15 protein-coding genes are annotated in these 16,783 nt (G+C 51.3%); 9 read left to right on the forward strand and 6 right to left on the reverse strand.

Annotated features, from left to right (window positions below):
- Positions 1-83: 83 nt before the first annotated feature.
- The 5 genes from pckA to DRI82_RS08265 form a co-directional block, all read right to left on the reverse strand.
- On the reverse strand, positions 84-1,703 hold the full coding sequence (gene pckA, locus DRI82_RS08245; protein ID WP_114193022.1) for a phosphoenolpyruvate carboxykinase (ATP): 1,620 nt from the start codon (positions 1,701-1,703) through the stop codon (positions 84-86).
- Between the two features lie 226 nt (positions 1,704-1,929).
- A complete protein-coding gene (gene hslO, locus DRI82_RS08250) occupies positions 1,930-2,808 on the reverse strand; it encodes an Hsp33 family molecular chaperone HslO (protein WP_114193023.1) in 879 nt (292 codons plus the stop codon).
- Positions 2,809-2,833: 25 nt separating this feature from the next.
- On the reverse strand, positions 2,834-3,241 hold the full coding sequence (gene hslR / locus DRI82_RS08255) for a ribosome-associated heat shock protein Hsp15 (protein ID WP_114193024.1): 408 nt from the start codon (positions 3,239-3,241) through the stop codon (positions 2,834-2,836).
- A 24-nt stretch (positions 3,242-3,265) separates the two neighbouring features.
- Complete coding sequence (yrfG, locus tag DRI82_RS08260) at positions 3,266-3,937, reverse strand: GMP/IMP nucleotidase (RefSeq protein ID WP_114193025.1); 672 nt, start codon at positions 3,935-3,937, stop codon at positions 3,266-3,268.
- A gap of 101 nt (positions 3,938-4,038) precedes the next feature.
- On the reverse strand, positions 4,039-6,186 hold the full coding sequence (locus DRI82_RS08265) for an intracellular growth attenuator family protein (protein WP_114193026.1): 2,148 nt from the start codon (positions 6,184-6,186) through the stop codon (positions 4,039-4,041).
- A 499-nt stretch (positions 6,187-6,685) separates the two neighbouring features.
- On the opposite strand from DRI82_RS08265, the gene nudE reads away from it, so the two are divergent.
- Positions 6,686-7,234: an ADP compounds hydrolase NudE gene (gene nudE, locus DRI82_RS08270; RefSeq protein WP_114193027.1), complete on the forward strand. Its 549-nt coding sequence runs from the start codon at positions 6,686-6,688 to the stop codon at positions 7,232-7,234.
- A gap of 73 nt (positions 7,235-7,307) precedes the next feature.
- On the opposite strand, the gene mrcA is transcribed toward nudE, so the two are convergent.
- A complete protein-coding gene (mrcA, locus tag DRI82_RS08275) occupies positions 7,308-9,863 on the reverse strand; it encodes a peptidoglycan glycosyltransferase/peptidoglycan DD-transpeptidase MrcA (protein ID WP_114193028.1) in 2,556 nt (851 codons plus the stop codon).
- A 121-nt stretch (positions 9,864-9,984) separates the two neighbouring features.
- Between mrcA and pilM the strand changes: the two genes are divergently transcribed.
- The 8 genes from pilM to DRI82_RS08315 all read left to right on the forward strand — a co-directional run bounded on the left by pilM (position 9,985) and on the right by DRI82_RS08315 (position 16,718).
- Positions 9,985-10,833, forward strand: coding sequence for a pilus assembly protein PilM (pilM, locus tag DRI82_RS08280; protein ID WP_114193029.1), 849 nt, complete (start codon positions 9,985-9,987; stop codon positions 10,831-10,833).
- Complete coding sequence (locus tag DRI82_RS08285; protein WP_114193030.1) at positions 10,833-11,459, forward strand: PilN domain-containing protein; 627 nt, start codon at positions 10,833-10,835, stop codon at positions 11,457-11,459. The genes pilM and DRI82_RS08285 overlap by 1 nt, the downstream gene beginning before the upstream one ends.
- Positions 11,431-11,919: a hypothetical protein gene (locus DRI82_RS08290; protein ID WP_157968032.1), complete on the forward strand. Its 489-nt coding sequence runs from the start codon at positions 11,431-11,433 to the stop codon at positions 11,917-11,919. The genes DRI82_RS08285 and DRI82_RS08290 overlap by 29 nt, the downstream gene beginning before the upstream one ends.
- A complete protein-coding gene (locus DRI82_RS08295) occupies positions 11,916-12,305 on the forward strand; it encodes a hypothetical protein (RefSeq protein WP_170138687.1) in 390 nt (129 codons plus the stop codon). Before DRI82_RS08290 ends, DRI82_RS08295 begins: the two co-directional genes overlap by 4 nt.
- 18 nt (positions 12,306-12,323) lie before the next feature.
- Entirely contained in the window at positions 12,324-13,601 is a 1,278-nt protein-coding gene (gene hofQ, locus DRI82_RS08300) for a DNA uptake porin HofQ (protein WP_114193033.1), read from the forward strand.
- Between the two features lie 346 nt (positions 13,602-13,947).
- Positions 13,948-14,469, forward strand: coding sequence for a shikimate kinase AroK (gene aroK / locus DRI82_RS08305; protein WP_114193034.1), 522 nt, complete (start codon positions 13,948-13,950; stop codon positions 14,467-14,469).
- 55 nt (positions 14,470-14,524) lie between these two features.
- Positions 14,525-15,613, forward strand: coding sequence for a 3-dehydroquinate synthase (aroB, locus tag DRI82_RS08310; RefSeq protein ID WP_114193035.1), 1,089 nt, complete (start codon positions 14,525-14,527; stop codon positions 15,611-15,613).
- A gap of 127 nt (positions 15,614-15,740) precedes the next feature.
- Positions 15,741-16,718: an SPOR domain-containing protein gene (locus DRI82_RS08315; protein ID WP_114193036.1), complete on the forward strand. Its 978-nt coding sequence runs from the start codon at positions 15,741-15,743 to the stop codon at positions 16,716-16,718.
- The last annotated feature ends 65 nt before the right edge of the window (positions 16,719-16,783 follow it).

A 16,783-nucleotide genomic window follows, 5' to 3' on the forward strand; every position in this document is an offset into this window, starting at 1 on the left:
GCAAAAAGAAGGCGCGGAATAACGCTTCCACGCCTCACAATTAACGAGTTGGGGCGCTACAGAAGCCGCCCCGGAAAAAATGATTAAGGTTTTGGACCTGCACTGACCAGGGCCTTGCCTGCATCATTGTCTGTGTATTTATCGAAGTTGGTGATAAAGCGTTGAGCCAAATCCTCAGCCTTCTCTTGCCACTGCTCAATGCTGCCGTAGGTAGCGCGAGGGTCGAGGATGCTGTCATCCACACCTGGCAGAGACGTAGGCACGGCCAGATCAAAGATAGGCAAGGTAAAGGTTTCAGCATTGTCGATTTCACCGCTGAGGATGGCATCGATAATTCCGCGCGTATCTTTGATTGAAATCCGTTTCCCTGTACCGTTCCAACCTGTATTCACCAGATAAGCTTGTGCACCGGCTGCCTGCATCCGTTTAACCAGAACTTCTGCGTATTGCGTTGGGTGCAGCGACAGGAATGCCGCGCCGAAGCACGCCGAGAACGTTGGCGTTGGTTCAGTCACTCCACGCTCAGTACCGGCCAGTTTGGCCGTAAAGCCAGACAGGAAGTGGTATTGGGTCTGGTTGGCCGTCAGGCGTGATACCGGCGGCAGAACGCCAAAGGCGTCAGCGGTCAGGAAGATCACTTTGGTGGCATGGCCTGCTTTTGAAACAGGTTTTACGATGTTTTCAATGTGATAGATCGGATAAGAAACACGGGTGTTTTCTGTCTTGGATCCGTCATTGAAATCGATGGTTCCATCAGCCAGCACCGTCACGTTTTCCAGCAACGCATCGCGCTTAATCGCGTGGTAGATATCCGGCTCAGCTTGCTCTGAGAGTTTGATGGTTTTCGCGTAGCAGCCACCCTCAAAGTTAAATACGCCGTCGTCATCCCAACCATGCTCATCATCGCCAATCAACTGGCGTTTTGGATCGGTGGAGAGCGTGGTTTTTCCGGTTCCTGAAAGACCAAAGAAAATCGCCACATCACCTTTTTCGCCCACGTTGGCTGAGCAGTGCATGGAGGCGATACCTTTCAGTGGAAGCAGGTAGTTCATCACGGAGAACAGGCCTTTCTTCATTTCTCCGCCGTACCAGGTGCCACCAATCAGTTGAATGCGTTCGGTCAGGTTAAAGGCCACGAAGTTTTCAGAGTTCAACCCCTGTTTCTGCCAATCAGGGTTAGTGCATTTGGCTCCGTTCATTACGATGAAATCAGGTTCGAAACCTTCCATTTCTGCGTCGGTTGGACGGATAAACATATTTTTAACGAAGTGAGCCTGCCAGGCGACTTCAGTAATGAAACGGACTTTCAGACGGGTATCGGCATTGGCGCCGCAGAAGGCATCAACCACAAACAACCGCTTGTTGGAGAGCTGCTTGGTAACCAGGGATTTCAGATGAGCCCAGGTTTCCTGGCTTAGGGGTTTATTATCATTCTTACCTTTGCCTTGATCGGCCCACCACACGGTGTCACGGGTGATGTCATCACGGACGATGTATTTATCTTTTGGGGAACGTCCAGTGAAAATACCGGTATCAACGGAAACTGCACCAAGGTTGGTCACCACGCCACGTTCATAGCCTTGTAAATCAGGTGAGGTCTCTTCGGTGAACAACAGCTCATAACTTGGATTGTGAACTATCTCGCCGACATTTTGAATGCCGTACTGCGCGAGGACTGCGGGGGTTATGCCTTTAACACTCATGTCACTGCTCCTTAGTCGTTATCTGCTACTGGTACAAATTGTAAGGATTCAGCTCACATTTAACGCGACAACTATCAAAGAATTAATATATCGCTAATTTTTTTCGCGGTTATGGGAGGTAGCACACGTCGGGTATGAAAAGAAAGTAACGGAAAAGGGGAGGAAAGCAGCAAAAATGGGAAAAGTACAAGGAGAGTAATGGTTTATTACCCTCCCATAAGGACTATTAATGTATCTGATCGTCTGCGGGTTTTGCTCCTGAATGCAGTTCAGCGATATCCATCGCATCAAATACATAATCATTGCCGCAGTAATCACAATGCATATCGATAGAGCCGTCCTCTTCCAGCATTTGCTGCATTTCTTCCGGTGGCAGCGTCAGCAACGCATCAGCACAGCGTTCACGTGAGCAGGTGCAGCGGAAAATCACATTCTGAGGATCGTATAACGTCACCTCTTCCTGATGATACAGGCGGTACAGTACTTCATTGGCGGGCAGCGTAAACAGCTCTTCACCTTTGATCGTCATGGTCAGTTGTGCCAGATGATCGAACTCATCGGTGGTGGCGTTTTGTGCGGGCAGAACCTGTAATAACATACCGCCAGCGGCCAGTTTCCCTTCCACATTACCTGTGCGAATGAACAGGCGCGTTGGCAACTGTTCTGACTGGCGGAAATAGTTTTCCAGGCATTCCGCCACATTCTCACCTTCCAGACCGACAACGCCTTGATAACGTTCACCTTCGGTAGGCGAAATGGTAATCACCAGATAACCGTTGCCCACCATCTGATGCAGTGTGCTGCCGTCCGCAATTTCGCCTTGCAAGCGTGCGACACCGCGCATCTCCTGCCGGTTATTGCCGTTGATGACTGCCAGTTTCAGCGGGCCATCGCCCTGTAATTGTACAGTGATGTCACCATCAAACTTCAGGGTTGCCGTCAGCAGGCTGGTGGCAATGAGCATTTCACCCAGCAGGGTTTGCACCGCGGGTGGATAGTCATAATTGGCAATGACCTGTTGATACGTTTCACTTAGCGATACCAGTTCGCCACGCACAGCGTAATTCTCAAACAGATACCGGTGTAATTGGTCGTGGTTAGCCATAATGTTCTCTCAGTGTGGCAGTCGCTCAGTCGGACTCGCCATATTTAAATTTTATCAGATGACGGCGCTCTTTTTTATCAGGGCGGCGATCGGGGTGCGGCATGGTAAGCGCGTTCATCTTGCGAGCTTGCGCGACTTTTTCGCGATTCTGAATGCTGGCTTCCGTCTCCTGGTACATCTGTTGCGCCTCGGTGGCACCGCGCCGCTGAACGTTGAGTGCCAGCACAATCACAGTGCGTTCATCATTTCCCTGACGCAGTTTGATTTCAGCATTCAATTCAACCAACTTGCTGGGTTTGCTGCGCTGGCCGTGGTAATGCACCTTACCGCCATCGACCATTTCGCGGGCAATGGCGCGGGTTTTATAAAATCGCGCTGCCCACAGCCATTTGTCCAGCCTGACGGCATTGTCTGCTTCGGGTTTATCCTTCATCACACTCTCCTGGCCGGACGTTGTTCAGCAGCTAAACGCAGGTAACAGAGTCCGGTAGTCATTTATTGATGGATGACGCTGGAATGTCTTCACAGCCATGCTAGAGTCCGGATTTTCGATACCCAGGCAATAGCGGATGCCGAAGGTTTTGGCCGCATCCAGTATCGGTTCGCCGTCATCAACAAAGAGTGTCCGCTGCGGATCAAAACCGGTCTGTTGCTGTACGGCATGCCATAAACGCTGATCTTCTTTCGGATACCCAAATGTATGGGTGGAAAGTAATAAATCAAGGTGATCGTCCAAACGGGTATACGACATTTTTACCGCCAGGCTGTGCGGATGAGCGTTGGTCAGCAGAATCGTTTTCTTACCATTGTCACGCAACGCCTTGAGGAAAGGGGCGGTGTCGTCACGGACGCGAGTACGGTCCCCAATCTCATTAGTCATGTGGTAGATATCCAGATCCAGTTTTTCGCACCAATAATCAAAGCAATACCAATTCATCGTATGTTGGACAGCCGTATATTCCTGATGAATGGTTTTCCGTGCCTGTTCCAGAGTCATCCCGTGTTTTTCGCTTAATGCCTTGGGTACCAATTGCAGCCAAAAGTAGTTATCGGGTTCCAGATCAATCAGTGTGCCATCCATATCCAGCAAAACAGTGTCGATCTCTTTCCAATTGAAATGGGGGGGCATGGCGACTCCTTGATAGTCGATCGATGCACAGACGGGCCATGCAGTCTTCTTCTGAAAGGGTGATGTTGTGGTGCGAGTGCGTCAGCCTAGCATATCGCGTTTTACTCGAAGGATCGTAACGACATTGACGAGAGCGAAGGATTAAAACAATTATCATAGTGTTTTTGGATATCTGCAATCCGGCGCTGACTTTTCCTGAAGCGTTTAAACAGCAAAAAACCATTTGTGAGCAGACTCACCGAGACAATAACCAGCAACAGGCTGGTGCCAAGATAACGCCACAGCGTGATCGCATCGGGTTTGCTATGCAGGGAGATGTGGCGTGTACCATTGGCATCAATAGTGATGTTGGTGATGATGCCTTCAGCACTGAAAGGCGTATGCAAGAGCATCCCGGATAAGCGTTGCAACTCACGCCATTGTTCCAGGGCGCCGAGTTCATTCAGGGAAATATTCGACGGCGTATGGCTGACCAGCTGTTTGCCTTCATCGCTGGCGATCAGGAATCCACCGGGCGGCGGGCTATTGAGCGCTTCAGCAGCACGTCGCGTCTCTTGAATGAAGAAGGAGGATGTCGCGGTGTTAACCAACGAGTCCAACGATTCAGCACTTACCGGCCGCAGCAGGACGTTCATTCCCTTCATGGCTCCCGATTGGGCGCGTTTCACCAAGGCATTCCAGTTTTTCGCATTGCCCAGGTTTATCAATGCATTCTTCAATCTGACGCAAGTGTCTTCGCTCCTGCACAAATCCTGCGTTTTCAATACAATATCAGGAAAATCATCCAGCAAAATCATTCCTGATTTTTCGATTGCGGTCGCCAACTGGGGGTTTATCTTTTGATCGCTGCCACTGATGGGATGTAACTGTGTATTCACCGTAGCGAGCAAGACCGATGCTTTCTCAATGGTTTCTGATTCAGGTAAGGGCAGGGGAGCGGCTTGATTCCAGTAAATTCCTGAACAGTCGAAAGGCATAAACGCATAACTGCGGTTGTTCTTGTCATTCGATGGGATACTACACATCCCGAACCCTTGCACTTTCAAGGTATCGCCGATGCGTAACGGCGTGCCTTCCAGCGCCTGAACGCTGGTGACATGGGTGCTGTTTGCGCCTTGAATCCAGGCCAGACTTAGCTTGAGCGGTAAACCCATTGGGATATAGGCCAGCAACATCACCAATACCAGCAGCGACCCACACATTAACACCATATTTTTTCCCCAGCGCTGCAAAGGGAAATTTTTCACCTCATCGTTCAGGGACAGATAATTGCCCTGACGGACTACCTGACGGTTCAAATAGATCTCAATATCCGTCTTTTGCCCAAGATCGCGGGTGACATAGGTCTGCCAGTGAGGCGGATAAATCAGGTCAATGATTCCAAGCGTAATGCTGCTGATATTCCCTTGATTTGACTCACCAAAAAGACCCCAGCGCTTGGGCGTGCCACGCAGGCAGTGCACCTCTTTCAAATCCTTTTTCGAAGGACGACGGAATAAACCCCAGCTTGCCCAACCAACCAAAATCACCGCAACCACAATCAACCAGGGAACGACTATCACCGGACTGATCAGGCTGATAAAAAGCAATATCAATGCCACGCAGATCGCAGACGCTTCGCGCACACCATTGGATTGATTGAGGGTATGTTCCTGAACTGTCTCTTTGCGAATATTGAACAACTCAATATGTTCACTCTCTTCTTTGCGAATCGATGAGTTTTGTGCGGGCGAGGTAACAACTGGCGTCGCTAAAGGCGTCGATTCATAGACGTGGTTCAGGAGAGTGTGGCCATTCAATGAAATGACCAAAGGAATACTCTGCGTTTTGATCAGTTCGACGTGGTTGTCCTGAGTAATATACGGTTCCCAGAACGGCGGCAGGTGGACTTCAACCGTGTCGAGATAATAGCGCCATTTATTGGGTTCATCGCTGGCGACACCATAGCGGGTAATCGTCTGCGTCACAGGATAGACATTCTCGCTCTGCGGGATGAGCGTGAGTTTTTCATTCAGCCCGAGCATGTGTGTGCTAATGGAAAACGAACCTGCGCCACGGCGTTCATTCTGCTGTAGATAGCGTTCGACAGCGGCGCGCTCTTCGGCCTGTAGCTTACGATGGGTAGGTTTCAGGAAGGGGAAAGTTGCAGCAAGCGGGCTACGCTGACGCAAAATAAACGCGATATACCCCCCAACTGCGACCAAAACAGCAAATACTGTGGCCAATATTATTGAAACTGTTGTGCTCATCCTATCCCCATACGGACGCGCGTGACACTCGTCAACTCTTTAGATAACAATATCCTACATTAAGTCATGCTGTTCTGGCATCGTAGAACCGTCTTGGTTTCATAGAAACAAGCTTAGGCAGCGTATTGCCTGATTTTTTTGGCGTGCAATGTTGACGTAAATGGCCGTTATTCGATGATAGCAACCGCCAAGAGGGGCGGGTATCGGCATAATCCTATTCTCTGTATTTATTTCGTTATCGGTTCTTACTAAAACTCTGCAGATTAGCGCAACGGATGGAAAGAGATCGTGGTGACTGTTAAAAACAAGTAAATTACTTGCACAAAGATTGCGATAGTGGTTTGCATTAACGCACAATGAGATCAAGATCTAAGTTTTAGCCAGTTCCTGGGAAGAGTGTGTCGCAAGCCAGAGATTCTGCCAACGGTCAACCGAAGGGGGGAGATTGATGGTTGATGGCTTTCCTCTTCATCAGGCGAATGATTAATTTGGGGACAACATGGATAAAAACCTGCAAAAACCAAAAATCCTTAAAGTTGAAACCGTTGCGCGCTCACGCCTGTTTAACGTGGAATCTGTGGATCTGGAGTTCAGCAATGGCGTCCAGCGAGTTTATGAACGTATGCGGCCTTCTGAGCGTGAAGCTGTGATGATCGTACCGATCATTGGCGATGATTTGCTGTTGATTCGCGAATATGCCGTGGGCATTGAAGAGTACGAACTGGGTTTCCCGAAAGGACTCATCGATCCGGGAGAAGGGATACTCGAAGCTGCCGATCGTGAACTGATGGAAGAGGTGGGCTACGGTGCCCGGCACTTTGATATCCTCAGCAAACTGACGATGGCACCCTCCTATTTCTCCAGCAAGATGAATATTGTGATTGCCAAAGATCTCTATCCGCGGAGTCTTGAGGGCGATGAACCTGAGCCTTTGCCACAGGTTCGTTGGCCTATCGCGCGAATGATGGAGTTACTGGAGCAGCCTGATTTTTGTGAGGCGCGCAATGTCAGCGCACTTTTTCTGGCGTACCGGTTTTTGCATCCCTGATCCCCGTTACCAGACGTAAAAAAACCGATCTGCTGCCAGATCGGTTTTTTTTATTGCAGGTCACTGGCAGTAATCAGAACAGTTCGTGAGACTGGCCGTTATCCATCAGCGTTGTACCGACATCACGTACTGCATGTTCGGTTGGCTGCGTTCCGTCGATAAAGTACTCCGAACGGCTGGCGCCACCGCCATCGGATAGCTTACCAGTACGTTTATCGATTGTGACGCTGACAATGCCGGGAGGCGGTGCCATTTTCTGTACGGGTATGCCTTCCAGCGCAGATTTCATGAAGTCGTCCCAAGCGGGTTGTGCGCTCTTGGCACCGCCTTCTGCTCCGGAAATCTGATCCGCAATGACACCCGATGCGGTACTTCTACCCAGGTCGCGACGATGGTCATCAAAGCCGATCCAGACAGATGTCACGGTTTCCGGGCCGTAGCCAGAGAACCAGGCATCTTTCGAGCTGTTGGTGGTACCGGTTTTACCGCCGATGTCGCTGCGTTTGAGATCGCGTCCGGCACGCCAGCCCGTTCCCATCCAACCCGGTTCGCCAAAGATGTTGCTGTTGAGGGCATCATGCATCAGGAATGCCAGCGGGGTATTGATGACGTGTGGCGCGTATTGTTGCTCGCCACCCGGTGCGACCTGACCCGGCGCTACCTGCTCCAACTGTGGCATAGGAACCGTACTGATAGTATTTTCCTGTGAAACCGCCACGTTCTCCACATTGTCATCAGATAACATGGCTGATTTATGCGTATCGCCATAAATCACCGGCAGGTTACAGGTATCGCATACCACTTTGGGTTTGCTTTCAAAAAAGACTTTACCCATTTCATCTTCAACTTTGGTGATGAAATAGGGATCAACCAGATAGCCACCGTTGGTCAGAACAGAATAACCGCGAACCATCTGCATCGGGGTAAACGAGGCTGAACCCAGTGCCAACGATTCTGAATGGACAATATTTTGCGCAGGGAAACCAAAACGTTGCAGGTATTCGGCGGCATAGTCAACGCCCATAGCGCGCATTGCCCGCACCATTACCACGTTTTTCGATTGCCCCAGACCCTGACGTAAACGGATTGGACCATCGTAAGTTGGCGGGGAGTTTTTCGGCCGCCAGTCGGTGCCCGCACCAGCATCCCAACGGCTGATCGGCAGGTCATTCAGGATGGTCGCCAGCGTCAATCCTTTATCCAATGCCGCGGTATACAGGAAGGGTTTGATGTTGGAACCGACCTGACGAACCGACTGGGTAACACGGTTGAATTTGCTCTGGTTAAAATCGAAGCCCCCAACCAGCGCCTTGACGGCACCGTCTTTGGGATTGATGGAAACCAGCGCGGAGTTCACATCCGGAACCTGCGCCAGCCACCAGTCATTAGCGACTTTACGTACCCAAACTTGCTGTCCTGCGCGCACAACATCCGTCACCTTCTTCGGTGTCGGGCCTTGCAAATTGTCTGATTTGAACGCACGGGCCCAGCGCATACCTGCCATCGGCAGCGTAATCTGGTCACCGTTAGCCAGGGTGGCCGTTGCCTGTGCGTCATCAACCTGGGTGACCACTGCCGGGAACAGCGGGCCATAGACCGGCAGGGTTTTCAGTGAATCGACGATCTGTTTCTGGTCCCAGGCTGCTTCACCCACTTTCCATAGCACGTTGGACGGGCCACGGTAGCCATGGCGCATGTCATAGGCCAATACGTTGGAACGTACCGCCTCTTGTGCTGCCAATTGGTTTTTCCTGGTGATGGTGGTGTAAACCTTGTAACCGTCGGTATAGGCGTTTTCACCATACTGTTTGATCATCTCCTGACGCACCATCTCGGAGAGATAGGGGGCCGAGAACGCGATAGTTGGTGCATGGTAATTCGCCACCAGATCTTCGCCACGCGCTTCCTGATACTGCGCCTGAGTAATGTAATTTTCATCGAGCATGCGCGAAAGAACCACATTACGACGGGCGACGGCCCGATCATGGGAATACAGCGGGTTGAAGGTTGACGGCGCTTTAGGTAAACCGGCAATGGTTGCCATTTGGCTCAACGTGAGTTGGCCGACATCCTTACCGAAATACACATGCGCAGCGGCACCCACACCATAAGCACGGTAACCGAGATAGATCTTGTTGAGATAGAGTTCGAGGATCTCGTCCTTGGTCAGCAATTGTTCGATTCTGATGGCCAGAAACGCTTCCTTGATCTTGCGCATTAGAGTGCGCTCAGGGCTGAGGAAGAAGTTTCTTGCCAGTTGCTGAGTAATGGTACTTGCCCCTTGCGAAGCATGGCCAGAGACCAGGGCTACAGAGGCTGCACGAAAAATCCCTATCGGGTCTACGCCATGATGCTCATAAAAACGGCTATCTTCAGTGGCAATAAACGCATGAACCATTTCCGGAGGGATCTGGCTCAAGGTCAAGGGAATACGACGTTTCTCGCCGTATTGGGCGATCAAGTCGCCTTCTGCGCTATACACCTGCATAGGTGTCTGTAAGCGCACGTCTTTCAGCGTGGCAACGTCCGGGAGCTGCGGCTCAATATACTTGTACAAACCGTATATCGAGGCTGCTCCCAGCAAAATGCAACACACTGCAAGGATTAGAAAAAACTTTACGAACTTCACCTGAGAATTCCCATTCAATGTCATTTGGGCAGTTTATAAACAACCGCGCAGTAGTATAAAGGCAAGCCTACATCATGGATACGTACTTTTATCATCTTGACGATAAGGAGGTCGGGCTTATATGCGCAAACAATCTTGGCGGGTGGGTCTGGATATTCAACCGGGGTACATGCGCGCCGTGGCAGTTCAACAGCGCCGTTATGGCTGGCAGTTGCGCCATTGGTGGCATCACCCCTTGCCAGGCGAGATGCTGCGAGAGGGAGCGCTGAACGATTGGGGGCCAATGATTCATATTTTGTCCCAGTGGCGAAGCTGTCTGCCGGGTAAGATCTCGTTACGAATTGCCCTACCTGTACAACGTGTCATGCAGCTCAATGTGGCGACTCCCGACGCAAGATTGCGCGAGCCATACCGCAGCGATTATATCACTGCCAATGCGGGTAAACAGCTGCCGCTCAGTTGTCAGGAGTTACGGCTCGATTACCGTTGTGATCCCATCAACAGCCAACAATTGGTTGTCACCGCGGCTCGCGAGAGTGAACTCAGCCAGTGGATGGGCATTCTTGCCAAGGCCCGCCTCTATCCGGAAGTTATTGATATCACGCCCTGCGCATTGCAGCACATGGCGATGGCCGCTGGCCTGGACGCAGAGGCTGTGCTGTTACATAAATTTGAGAACGAGTGGCTTTGGGTCTCAGCCCGCTCCCAACCGTTCAAATTTGGCGTCATTGAGGTCAATCCTGATGTGCCGCCAACAGCATGGGTAGATAAGGTTTGGCAACATTGCGGGCAATCCGCAGGCTCCGGCCAAACGTTGTGTTTCTCAAGTGTGCTGCCGGTTCCTGTTCCAGAGGGCATGATCGGCTGGTCCCCACTGTCTGCATTCAAACAGATGCAACTCCCGCTTCCAGCTCACCCTGCCGCCTTTGTCTTGGCGGGAGGGTTGGCAGTGCGACCGGACGACCTCTGATGCTGCAAGTCAATCTTCTGCCATGGCGTGAGAAGCGGCAACAAAAGCGCCAACGTTATTGGCTGCTGTGCGGTGCGTTGGCGCTACTGTTCTCGTTGCTGCTATTGAGCTCGCTGGGTTTCTACCTGCATCGCGTTCAACTGAAATATGGTGCGGAGCGCGATCGATGGCAGCGCCATGCACACGCTTTGGCAGTGGAAACAGAGCGTCGAAAACTGGCAATGGAAAAACGTCAGCAACTTGAACAGCGCATTGAGCAGCAACATCAATGGGCTCTGCGGAGCGGCCGATACTTGCAGTTATTGCAGCAGTTGGCCTGGCGTGTTCCGGCCAAAGCGTGGCTGACGGGATTGGAAGAGCATGAGAAAGGGTTACTGTTTACTGGGCAAAGTGAGGAGTATGCCGCGATTGTCACCCTGACACACTCTTTGAGCCGCTATGTCGATCTAATGAACGTCAGTTTGTCAGAGGTACATCAGCAACCCGATAGGACATTGCGCTTTATGGTGAATGCAAATTGGCTGAACAAGGATGAAAACAGTGAAAACAGACGCATTGAACGCAATTCATCATCTGCTGGGGCGGCCGGGATGGCAGTTGGCCCTTCTATTATTCGCCAGCCTTAGTTTGCTGATTGGCGGTGGCGCGTACTGTTTTCTCAGACCGGTCTGGCAGCAGAATGAGGCAATCTCGATCACTTCTATGGCAGCGAAGCAGAGTGCTGAATTGTACCAACAGAATTTGGTGGCGCTTCCTTCTGTGGAGGAAACGGAACAAAAGATCGCCGCGCTCGCTACCCTGCATTCTTCGGGTAAACCGGCAAAGGCTATCGCACAGTTACTCGTCGAACCGCTGGCTCTGTCTGGCGGTATTTTGACCCGATTACAACGTAAGACTGTTAGGGAAGGGGACGACACAAACCGTATTGGCTGGTCGATCTCCTTACACGTGGATTATCAGGGATTACTGACCTTGCTGGAATCCCTGCTTGCTTCATCGGGACTGTCGATTGACCTTCTCAATCTACAGGCATCGGCGTCGGGTCTGGATGTCACGTTGGATCTTTCCACTGGGCAGGAGCAATGAATATGCTTGATCAGCATGGGCTTCTTATCGGACTCATGGTATTGGCCCTGCCTCTTTATGCAGCAGCCTCACCAGGTGTGATCCAGAATGAGGAAGGGACGCCAGCGGCAGCCCGTGACCCGTTCCGTCCGCTAAGTCATCTGCCCTGTGCCGTAGCTCCCGAGTTGCTGGGTAACGGCATTTTCAAAGGCCAGATTGGTGATGCACGTGGCATGACTGCCTGGATAGTGGACCCGGCAGGCCAGTGGCACAAGCTGATACCCGGTGGATTAATTGGGGACAGCGGTTGGTACGTTGCACAAATCGCGCCGCGAAAAATTGATTTTTCCAACGATCATCCCACTTGCGCGGCCAGTCCACCCTCCGTCTCACTGCTTTTACCCTAACACCGATAATATAAGGAAATGAATATGGTTCTGACTCGTCTTTGCTGCCGGGGGGCGTGCTGTGCGTTATTGCTGGTGAGCCTCGGCAGCTTTGCGCTGGACAATAATTTGCCGGTGTCCATGGAGTTTCAGGATGTGCCTGTCAGCGTGATTTTGCAGGCATTGGCCGATCACCAAAAGCTCAATCTGGTGACGTCTGCCAGTGTTGAAGGCAAGCTGACCTTGCGCCTCAAAGAGGTTCCCTGGCAAAAAGCCCTGTCGATTATTTTGCAGATGGGCAAGTTATCACAAGAGTTGCAAGACAATGTGTTGATAATCTCCCCACAACGCGATGAGCAGGCAGAACGTCTGCAACAGAAGCTTATTGAAGAACAGCAAAAGAGTGAGCAACCGTTAGGCACGCTAAACGTTGCCTTGCATTACGCTGATGCCAGTGAAGTCGCGAAGAGTCTGAATGCACAACGGGGGACGTTGCTCACGCCGCGTGGTCACATCATTACCGATATCCGCACCAACTCGCTGCTCATCCGCGATACCGAAGAGGCGCTTTCCGCCCTTGAGCCGTGGATCGGCGAGTTGGATTTACCTTTACAGCAAATCCAGTTGACGGCGCATATCGTCACCATGAACAGTGAAAGTCTGCGCGAAATAGGGGTTCGCTGGGCGCTCTCCGATCCGCTTGAAAGCGGCAAAGCGCTGCGCATGAATAACTTTAACGTTGGGTTGCCCGTCGAAAGCAGCATGGTGAATGCCGGATTTCGTCTGGCGCGGATAAATGGCCGCCTGCTGGATCTTGAACTCAGTGCTATGGAACAGGAAGATCGCGTCGAAATTATTGCCAGTCCGCAGTTATTCACCGCCCATATGCAAACGGCCAGCATCAAGCAAGGCACCGAGATCCCGTATGAAGTGTCCAGCGGGGCAAGTGGCTCCACATCGATTGAATTCAAGGAAGCGGTGCTGGGCATGGAGGTAACGCCGAGAATTCTACGCAACGGCAAGATTAATCTGGCGTTACAAATCAGCCAGAACATGCCGGGGCGGACGATCAAGCAGGGCGAAGGTGAAGCGCTGGCGATCGATAAACAGGAAATCAAAACCCAGGTTACGGTCGCGAACGGTGATACCATTGTTCTGGGTGGTATCTTTCAGAAAAAAAACGTCGATGGTGAAGATAAAGTTCCTGGACTCGGCGATATTCCGTGGGTTGGCTCGCTGTTCAAAAGACAGTCTAAACAGGAACAGCGGCGTGAACTGGTGATTTTTGTCACACCAACACTGATTAATGAAGGATAACAATAACAAATCGCGCGCTAATCTGGTGTAATGGCGATGATGTTATGCAACTTTTTGTGTCGGGAAAGGCATCTGCGTTTGACGCTGCGCTCGATTTAGCTTACAAGGGTTACCGAATTGAGCACCGAGGTTTTTAATTAACGTTGATACGCCGATAAAAACGTATGGTTTCCCTCCCGCGGCGTCCTTCATCGATTTATTCGGTTGCCAAACTACCAGAAGTGTTGAGATAATTTTTTGTCTGATCTCGCATTCAAGCTCATGAGGTTTCAGTTTAGGTCCCGTCGCTAATTTGATTGGCGGGGCGGGTTATCATTAACGAATTGTCTTAGTAATACCGAAAAACATGGCAGAGAAACGCAATATCTTTCTGGTTGGGCCTATGGGTGCCGGCAAAAGCACTATTGGCCGTCAGTTAGCTCAGCAACTCAATATGGAGTTTTTCGACTCCGATCAAGAAATTGAGCGACGTACCGGAGCTGACGTGGGCTGGGTATTCGACGTGGAAGGCGAAGAAGGCTTCCGCGATCGCGAAGAAAAAGTGATAAATGAACTGACTGAAAAACAGGGCATTGTGCTGGCTACGGGTGGGGGTTCTGTGAAATCACGGGAGACCCGCAATCGTCTGTCGGCGCGAGGCGTTGTCGTTTATTTAGAAACCACCATTGAAAAACAGTTGGCCCGTACTCAGCGCGATAAAAAGCGTCCGCTGTTACAGGTTGACGCGCCGCCACGCGAAGTGTTGGAAGCACTGGCAAGAGAACGTAATCCGTTGTACGAAGAAATTGCAGATGTCACCATCCGCACCGACGATCAAAGTGCTAAAGTTGTTGCTAACCAGATTATTAACATGCTGGAAAGCAATTAAGTTTGGTAGATGATAATGCCTGAGGGTGCAAGCTAAAAAGGTCACTGAGCGCGTCATGGAGAGGATTACCGTAACGTTAGGGGATCGCAGTTATCCCATTACGATTGCCGCCGGATTGTTTAACGATCCGGCTTCTTTTATGCCGTTAAAAGCGGGAGAGCAGGTGATGCTGGTGACCAACCAGACACTGGCTCCGCTTTATCTCGACAAAGTGCGGTCTGTGCTTGAACAGGCGGGGGTTCGTGTTGATCAGGTGATTCTGCCTGATGGTGAACAGTTCAAATCCCTGACTGTCCTTGACCAGGTTTTTTCTGCGCTGCTTGAAAAACCCCATGGCCGTGATACCACGCTGATTGCACTGGGTGGCGGAGTGGTCGGTGATCTGACCGGCTTTGCCGCTGCGTGTTATCAGCGTGGTGTGCGTTTCATCCAGGTGCCGACCACGCTTCTGGCTCAGGTTGACTCTTCTGTTGGCGGCAAAACTGCCGTCAATCATCCTCTCGGGAAAAACATGATCGGCGCGTTTTATCAACCTGCGTCGGTTGTCATTGATCTCGATTGTCTGCGCACGTTGCCTCCCCGCGAACTCTCTTCGGGTCTGGCTGAAGTGATCAAATACGGCATCATTCTCGATGCAGCTTTCTTTGTCTGGCTGGAAGAGAATATTGATGCACTGATGGCGTTGGACATGTCTGCGCTGGCGTACTGCATTCGCCGTTGCTGTGAACTCAAGGCTGAGGTCGTGGCGGCTGATGAGCGCGAAAGCGGACAGCGTGCTTTACTGAATCTGGGCCATACTTACGGTCATGCCATTGAAGCTGAAATGGGCTACGGTGTCTGGCTGCACGGTGAGGCTGTTGCCGCAGGTATGATGATGGCGGCTTACACGGCGCACCGTCTTGGGCAGTTCAGTCTGGATGATATCGCACGGGTTAAACGCTTACTGCAACGTGCCGGTTTGCCAATCAGTGGTCCGCAGCAAATGGCGCCACAGGCTTATTTGCCGCATATGATGCGTGATAAAAAAGTCTTGGCGGGTGAACTGCGTCTGGTGCTGCCGACGGCGATCGGTCAGTCTGAAGTTCGCGGTGGCGTGCCCCATGAGATGGTTCTGGCATCCATTGTTGACTGCCAAAGTGCCTAATATTTGTCAATTACCGCCACTTTTTATGTAGTAAGTGACGGATCACTATGAATTATAGATGTCAGGTGAACAAGTCGACGCGCAGTACTTTCTGTGTCGACTTTTACCTCTGAGTTGGAGGATTGAGATGGACGATTTAAAACCCGAAGACGATCTTAAACCAGACACCAGCGATCGCCGCCCTACGCGCCGTCGCCCTGCGTCATCCACACCCAAGTTTGCGATATCGCGTCAGCACATGATGATTGGTATCGGTATCCTGGTATTGCTGTTGTTGATCATTGGGATTGGATCGGCTCTCAAGGCACCAACCCAGCATGAAACTGCGCAGCAGAATAACAACGGTGCCAAAGAGATTAATTTGTCGGGTGGTGACACAAACGCACCCGCAACGCAAAATGGCGCTAATTCTCAAGCGCCGGTTGGTCAGCAACCACAAGATATCAGTGTGCCGCCGATATCTGATACACCGACACAAGCGCCTCCCCTTACGCCAAATCCAAACCAGCAGCGCATAGAATTGCCCGGCAATATGACCGATGCACTTTCGCAGCAGCAAGGTCAGGTAGATTCCATGTCGCAGGGAATGTCAGCCAACCAGCCGACATCCACATTGCCGACAGCACCAGCGACTGTGGCACCGACATCGAAAGAAGCGACGCGTGCGGCACAGGCCAAGCCTGCGGCAACAACGCAGGGAACCAAGCAGCATCCGGTCACGGCGACGACTAAACCAACGACAGCGGCCAAATCAACGGCAAAAGAGACGGTGAAGTCTTCTACCCCGGCGACTCCCGCAAAACCTGCAGCGACTGCCAGCAGCGGTGGGGCAATCAACACTGCGCCAGCAAATCATTTTACTTTGCAGCTTAGCAGTGCATCCCGTTCTGACTCGCTGAACGCCTTCGCACGCCAGCAGAATCTACAGCATTATCTGGTCTATGAAACAAGCCGTGATGGGAAACCCTGGTATGTGTTGGTTAGCGGAACGTACCCCACATCGGCTGATGCCAAGCGCGCAATTTCCAGTTTACCTGCTGAAGTTCAAGCAAAAAAACCGTGGGTTAAACCTGTACGGCAAGTACAGCAAGACCTGAAGAAATAAACCTTAGTTGTGCGCAGATGTGCTGTCTGAAACAGAGTACAATCCGCCGCTCTGAATTGTATAAG

This window comes from Edaphovirga cremea (genome assembly GCF_003332275.1).
GTDB lineage: Bacteria > Pseudomonadota > Gammaproteobacteria > Enterobacterales > Enterobacteriaceae > Edaphovirga > Edaphovirga cremea.

Excerpts from the sequence above, each read along its gene's own strand:
- DRI82_RS08315 (WP_114193036.1), top strand. The coding sequence starts at position 15,741 with ATGGACGATTTAAAACCCGAAGACGATCTTAAACCAGACACCAGCGAT.
- aroB (WP_114193035.1), top strand. The coding sequence starts at position 14,525 with ATGGAGAGGATTACCGTAACGTTAGGGGATCGCAGTTATCCCATTACG.
- pckA (WP_114193022.1), bottom strand. The coding sequence starts at position 1,703 with ATGAGTGTTAAAGGCATAACCCCCGCAGTCCTCGCGCAGTACGGCATT.
- hofQ (WP_114193033.1), top strand. The coding sequence starts at position 12,324 with ATGAATATGGTTCTGACTCGTCTTTGCTGCCGGGGGGCGTGCTGTGCG.
- DRI82_RS08285 (WP_114193030.1), top strand. The coding sequence starts at position 10,833 with ATGCTGCAAGTCAATCTTCTGCCATGGCGTGAGAAGCGGCAACAAAAG.
- DRI82_RS08295 (WP_170138687.1), top strand. The coding sequence starts at position 11,916 with ATGAATATGCTTGATCAGCATGGGCTTCTTATCGGACTCATGGTATTG.
- DRI82_RS08265 (WP_114193026.1), bottom strand. The coding sequence starts at position 6,186 with ATGAGCACAACAGTTTCAATAATATTGGCCACAGTATTTGCTGTTTTG.
- hslO (WP_114193023.1), bottom strand. The coding sequence starts at position 2,808 with ATGGCTAACCACGACCAATTACACCGGTATCTGTTTGAGAATTACGCT.
- pilM (WP_114193029.1), top strand. The coding sequence starts at position 9,985 with ATGCGCAAACAATCTTGGCGGGTGGGTCTGGATATTCAACCGGGGTAC.
- yrfG (WP_114193025.1), bottom strand. The coding sequence starts at position 3,937 with ATGCCCCCCCATTTCAATTGGAAAGAGATCGACACTGTTTTGCTGGAT.
- nudE (WP_114193027.1), top strand. The coding sequence starts at position 6,686 with ATGGATAAAAACCTGCAAAAACCAAAAATCCTTAAAGTTGAAACCGTT.
- hslR (WP_114193024.1), bottom strand. The coding sequence starts at position 3,241 with ATGAAGGATAAACCCGAAGCAGACAATGCCGTCAGGCTGGACAAATGG.
- aroK (WP_114193034.1), top strand. The coding sequence starts at position 13,948 with ATGGCAGAGAAACGCAATATCTTTCTGGTTGGGCCTATGGGTGCCGGC.